The sequence below is a fragment of the Synergistaceae bacterium genome, from assembly GCA_021372895.1.
Lineage (GTDB): Bacteria > Synergistota > Synergistia > Synergistales > Synergistaceae > JAJFTP01.
This window is the reverse complement of record JAJFTP010000035.1, coordinates 1-5,376: the sequence shown is the minus strand read 5'-3', so window position 1 is coordinate 5,376 and position 5,376 is coordinate 1. Positions and strand designations below refer to the sequence as shown.

The following is a 5,376-nucleotide window of genomic DNA, read 5'->3' as shown; positions in this document are numbered from 1 at the left end:
GGAGTGATGCGTGCGCTCGGGGAGACCATGGTCGTGCTTATGGTCGCCGGCGGGGCGGCGATACTTCCGCATTCGCTGACAGATCCGGTGAGGCCCCTGACTTCGACTATCGCCGCGGAGATGGGCGAAACTCCGGTAGGCCGCGATCACTATCATGCGCTGTTTTTCGCCGGGTTTATTCTCTTGGTTATAACGCTGCTTGTAAATCTGGCTTCCTTATATGTCGAAAAAAGAGGGCGGAGAATATGAACAGGACATTATTCCGCAAATGCTCAAACAGCATGATGACGCTGCTTTTCTGGGCATCGGGTATTTCTCTGGCGGTGCTGCTTGCGGGAGTTGCCATTTTTCTGTTTCGTCAGGGCTGGCAGGTGCTCTCATTTGAATTCCTGACAGAGGCTCCGAGGGACGGTATGACCGCAGGAGGCATTCTGACGCCGCTTGTAGGTACGGTACAGCTCGTATTTGTATCAATGGCTGCGGCGTTGCCTGTCGGGGTAATGACCGGACTTTACTTCGCGGAATATTCGAAGGAGGGGCCTGTGACGCATCTGCTGCGTCTCTCGATACGCCTGCTTGCCGGAGTGCCGTCTGTAATTTTCGGACTTTTCGGGCTATCGTTTTTTGTTGTTTTTATGAACTTTGGGTCATGTCTGCTCTCTGCGGGGCTGACGCTCGGCTGCCTCTCCCTTCCGCTTATCGTTACGGCATCGGAGCAGGCGTTCCTTGCGGTGCCCCAGGATTACCGGGACGCGTCCTATGCTCTCGGTGCGACCAAATGGCAGACGATAGTCAGGGTCGTATTCCCTTCAGCAGCCTCAACTATAATCACAGGCGCGATACTTTCGATAGGCAGAGTAGCCGGGGAGACTGCTCCTATAATGTTTACCGGTGCGGCATATTTTGCACCTGAGCTTGCCAAAAGTGTATTCAGCCAGGTGATGGCCCTGCCATATCACATATATGTGCTTGCAACTTCATCAACTGACCTTGAAGCGACAAGGCCGATCCAGTATGGTGCGATACTTGTTCTTATAGGACTTGTGCTTGGGACGAGCGCTGTAGGCGTCATCCTGCGTGCAAGGCTTGCTTCGAGGAACGGGAGGTAAGGGAATGAACGAAAAAGATTTTGAGGTCCAGATAAAGACAGTCGGGCTGGATCTCTCCTATGGACAGACAAGGGTGCTGAAGGGCATATCTTTCGACATGGGCCGCAAGACGGTCACGGCCTTCATTGGACCGTCAGGCTGCGGGAAGAGCAGCTATCTGCGCTGTCTGAACAGGATGAACGACTTTATCCCGTCGGCCCGCATAAGCGGACTCATAGAAATCGACGGTGAAAACATACTGGCTCCTGAGACGGACGTCATTGCGCTGCGCCGCCGCGTAGGGATGGTCTTTCAGAGTCCCAACCCTTTTCCTATGTCCATATATGATAATGTGTCATACGGGCCCAGGCTAAACGGCGTAAAGGACCGCTCCGAACTCGACAGCATCGTTGAGAGCAGCCTGCGCGGTGCGGCGCTCTGGGATGAAGTGAAAAATAAACTGAACACGCCAGGCACCGGACTTTCCGGAGGGCAGCAGCAGCGGCTTTGCATTGCACGCGCGATAGCCACGCAGCCGGAAGTCCTTCTTATGGATGAACCGACCAGCGCCCTTGATCCCATGTCAACGGCACGTATCGAGGAGCTCATCCGGGAGCTTAAGGGAGACTATACGGTCGTTATTGTCACGCACAACATGCAGCAGGCAGCGCGCATTTCCGATTATACCGCGTTCTTCCTGCTGGGAGACCTTGTTGAATATGATCGGACGGCGCGTATGTTCACTTCGCCGTCCGACAAGCGGACCGAAGATTATATTTCAGGCAGATTCGGCTAAGGGAGGTTTGTCATCATGGAGACTATAAACACAAGAAAAAGGATCGAGGACGATCTATCGGAGCTAAAGCGCATGATCTTCCGTATGGGGCGTATGGCGGGGGAATCCCTTGAAAAAGCTGTCTGGGCGCTCAAAAACAGAGATGCCGAGACCGCACGTACTGTGCTTGACTCCGACGACATGATAGACGACCTCGAAGACAAGATAGACAGCGCCTGCATGGAGTTTGCCGCGAGGTATCAGCCCCTCGGCGAGGATCTGCGCGTCGTTACGTCTATTATGCACATGGCGGTGGACCTTGAACGCATCGGCGACTACGGAGGAAACATTGCTAAAGTGGCAATAGAGCTTGCATCCTCGGAACCGATAAAGCCGCTGATAGATATCCCGCGAATGGTCGAAAAAATAAACAGGATGATGGATATCTCGCTTACAGCGATCGACACGCATTCGCCTGAAACCGCCATGACAGTTTTTCCGATCGACGACGAAGTGGACGACCTCGAAAAACAGATAATGCGCGAGCTTTTCCTGATGGTAATGGAAAAGCCGGAGCGCCTGGAGCAGTCCTTTATGCTCTTGAATGTATCAAGGACACTTGAGCGGGCCGGAGACCATGTTACAAATGTCGCGGAAAGGATCGCCTACATGTACACTGGCAAGACGATAAAGGCCTCTCAGTACCGAAGAAAGCGGGAGTCATAGGGGGAGACCGCCGTGGCGGAGAAAATCCTCGTTGTTGACGACGAAGAAAATCTTGCTGAATTTGTGAGCCGTGCGTTGAGGCAGAACGGTTACAGGACTCTGTGCGCCTTTGACGGGGACAGTGCGCTTGACCTTATAGAAGAGGAACTGCCGGACCTGGTCATCCTCGATCTTATGCTGCCTATGATGGACGGCTGGGAAGTATGCCGCCGCGTAAAGGCCGGTGAAAGTACAAAGGATATACCGATAATTATGCTCACGGCCAGAAGCTCGCCCGAGGATGCAGTCCAGGGGCTTGACCTTGGTGCGGACGATTATTTGAGGAAACCATTCCCGCTGGAGGAGCTGCTTGCGCGTGTACGCGTGCTGCTTAGAAGAAAAGAGTCCGAAAGCGGCCCGAAGGTCATTGAGGACGGAGATTTCCGGCTTGATCCCCTGGATAGGGAGGCATGGCTGCGCGGCGTATTGCTGGATCTGAGCCCGACGGAATTTGATATACTCGAAATACTTGCAAAGAGGATGGGGCATGTGGTTTCGCGTGAAGAGCTGCTGAAAAAAATCTGGGGCATCGGCGGGAATGATACCCGTACCGTGGATGTCCATATTTCCAGACTGAGAAAAAAACTTGACGACGGAAACATGCCTATGCTGGCGGCACAGTCATTGCGCGGACGCGGCTATAAGCTCATTTGGGAGGGGTAGAGACAGGGATGCTCAGAGGGATGACACTCAGAAAGAAGATAGCGGTGCTCCTCACCGTCTCTGTCCTCATCGTGGCTTTTGCTGCATGGGGATTCATATACAAGGCACAGCGAAGCGAGCTGATTGAAAACAACAGGGCGATGCTATCCCGTTACCTTGATGTTTTTGCAAAGGCTGGAGAAGAGCGCGGAGTAGATGGTATAAAAGAGATTTCCGGTTTCTGGAGCAAGGTATACCCCGAGGGGCGTTTTTCGCTCATAAACACGATGGGTGAGGTAATACTGGACAGCAAGGCCGATACCTACGGGCTTGACAACCACTATAAGAGACCTGAGATCATGAAGGCGTTTGCGGACGGAGAGGGGTCCGAAATGCGTTACAGCAAGACTATGGGGACTTGGCAGAACTACATGGCGAAACGTGTTGTCATCCCGGGCGATCCGGCGGAGAATATGGTGATCCGCCTATCTTATCCCGTCGATGAACTTGGCGGTCTTATAAAATCGATGGGCCGGCCATTCCTTTATTCCCTTGAAATAGTTCTTTTGCTTGTATGGCTTGGAGCCTACTGGATGCTAAGACGGATAATGAGGCCGCTGAATGCTCTGAGCAGGGCTGCGGAGACCATCGCAGCCGGCGGAACAGCCAGGTTTCCCATTATAAGCGATGATGTTGAGATGCAGAATCTTTCAAGCTCGCTCAATTCGATGTCAGATTCATTGAAGCTCAGTATCGAGGAAGCACAGGAACGCAAAGAAGAACTGGCGATGCTTGTAGGGGCGCTTCCTGTAGGCGTTATACTCATCGACGACAAGAAAAAGATACGCTATATAAACAAAGCTGCTTCGATGTTTTGCGGAAGGGGGACTTCTGTGCCGCCCCGCGGTACTTCCGTTGAACTTGTCCTTCCGTCCGAAGAAATTTGCCGCATGCTTGATGAAGCAAACGGCACAAAAATATTCACATTGCCGCGCAACGGAGGCCTTAAGCTCGAGGTAACGACACTGACAATTATGCGCGGGCTGCTTATCGTCATACAGGATATGACGGAAAAAATGCGGCTCGAAGAGGCGCGAAGGGATTTCTTCATAGATGCCGGGCATGAGTTCCAGACGCCGCTCACAGTTATACGCACAGGGCTTGAACTTTTGAAGTCCGGAGGATGCCTGACCGACAAAGAGGACGTTGAGGCTGTAGACAGCATGATCCGTCAGCAGGAGAGAATAAGCGGGCTTGTAGACGACCTCCTTTTCCTTGTGCGCCTCGACGTTGATCCATTTGTCACTGACTATGAGGATATAGACCTTAACGGGATGGTGACGGAACTCCTGTCCGAGGCTGGAACGCTGCCTAAGAGCAAGGGAATATCAATAGAGGGTTCATTCCCTGACACGGATGCGACAGTGCGCGGAAGGTACAGTGACCTGAGGCGTGCATTGTTCAACCTGATTGAAAACGGGGTGAAATATGTCTCGTCTTATTGCGGCGACGGTGCAGGCAGGGTAAAAGTGTCGATCTCCGACAGCGGGGACTGCTGGGAGATATATATTGACGACAACGGCCCGGGTGTCCCTGAGGCAGAAAGAAACATTATCTTCGAACGCTTCCGCAGGGGGGAGCACCACCGCGCAAGAAAGGGCGGAACTCCCGGGGGATATGGGCTCGGGCTTTCCATTGCCCGCAGGATCGCCGAGCGCCACGGCGGTAACCTTGAGCTTGCGGACTCAAAACTCGGCGGCGCAGCATTCAGAATGACTCTGCCTAAGACAGCCGCAGATAAAAATTAAAAAGACAATGAAAAAACATCCGAAGGCCGACGGAAGTCAGCCTCCGGATGTCGGGCATAAGCCGCTCAGAGATCAAATATCTTCAGTACTTCAGTGTCTTCCTGCCTTCCCATTAAACTTCCGGCTATGAACAAAACGACTGCGATCGACAAAGCAGGGACTATAGCGGTTGTCCCTCCAATGCTTGTCTTTGTTATATTGAACCAGAAAAAAGAGGCGGATCCGGCAGCCATAGACATAATCGCCCCTGTGGAGTTCGCGCGTTTCCAATATAAGCCGAATATAGTCGGGCAGAAAA

The 5,376-nt window shown here is 52.8% G+C and carries 7 protein-coding genes; 6 read left to right on the top strand and 1 reads right to left on the bottom strand.

Annotated elements, in window-relative coordinates:
• From LLF78_03535 to LLF78_03510, 6 genes are all read left to right on the top strand, one after another.
• Positions 1-249: phosphate ABC transporter permease subunit PstC (locus tag LLF78_03535; protein ID MCE5201570.1), on the top strand; the 249-nt coding region annotated here is incomplete at its 5' end.
• Positions 246-1,109, top strand: a complete 864-nt coding sequence (pstA, locus tag LLF78_03530) for a phosphate ABC transporter permease PstA (GenBank protein MCE5201569.1) — start codon at positions 246-248, stop codon at positions 1,107-1,109. The genes LLF78_03535 and pstA, both read left to right, overlap by 4 nt.
• Before the next feature lie 4 nt (positions 1,110-1,113).
• Positions 1,114-1,884, top strand: coding sequence for a phosphate ABC transporter ATP-binding protein PstB (gene pstB / locus LLF78_03525; protein MCE5201568.1), 771 nt, complete (start codon positions 1,114-1,116; stop codon positions 1,882-1,884).
• A 15-nt stretch (positions 1,885-1,899) separates the two neighbouring features.
• Positions 1,900-2,589 (top strand): phosphate signaling complex protein PhoU, encoded by a 690-nt coding sequence (gene phoU, locus LLF78_03520; GenBank protein MCE5201567.1) that lies wholly within the window; start codon positions 1,900-1,902, stop codon positions 2,587-2,589.
• A 12-nt stretch (positions 2,590-2,601) separates the two neighbouring features.
• Positions 2,602-3,291, top strand: a complete 690-nt coding sequence (locus LLF78_03515; protein ID MCE5201566.1) for a response regulator transcription factor — start codon at positions 2,602-2,604, stop codon at positions 3,289-3,291.
• Positions 3,292-3,311: 20 nt separating this feature from the next.
• Positions 3,312-5,078 (top strand): PAS domain-containing sensor histidine kinase, encoded by a 1,767-nt coding sequence (locus tag LLF78_03510; protein ID MCE5201565.1) that lies wholly within the window; start codon positions 3,312-3,314, stop codon positions 5,076-5,078.
• Positions 5,079-5,143: 65 nt separating this feature from the next.
• Here the strand turns inward: LLF78_03510 and panF are convergent.
• The coding region (gene panF / locus LLF78_03505; protein ID MCE5201564.1) for a sodium/panthothenate symporter at positions 5,144-5,376 on the bottom strand (233 nt) is incomplete at its 5' end.

Excerpts from the sequence above, each read along its gene's own strand:
- pstB (MCE5201568.1), top strand. The coding sequence starts at position 1,114 with ATGAACGAAAAAGATTTTGAGGTCCAGATAAAGACAGTCGGGCTGGAT.
- phoU (MCE5201567.1), top strand. The coding sequence starts at position 1,900 with ATGGAGACTATAAACACAAGAAAAAGGATCGAGGACGATCTATCGGAG.
- pstA (MCE5201569.1), top strand. The coding sequence starts at position 246 with ATGAACAGGACATTATTCCGCAAATGCTCAAACAGCATGATGACGCTG.
- LLF78_03510 (MCE5201565.1), top strand. The coding sequence starts at position 3,312 with ATGACACTCAGAAAGAAGATAGCGGTGCTCCTCACCGTCTCTGTCCTC.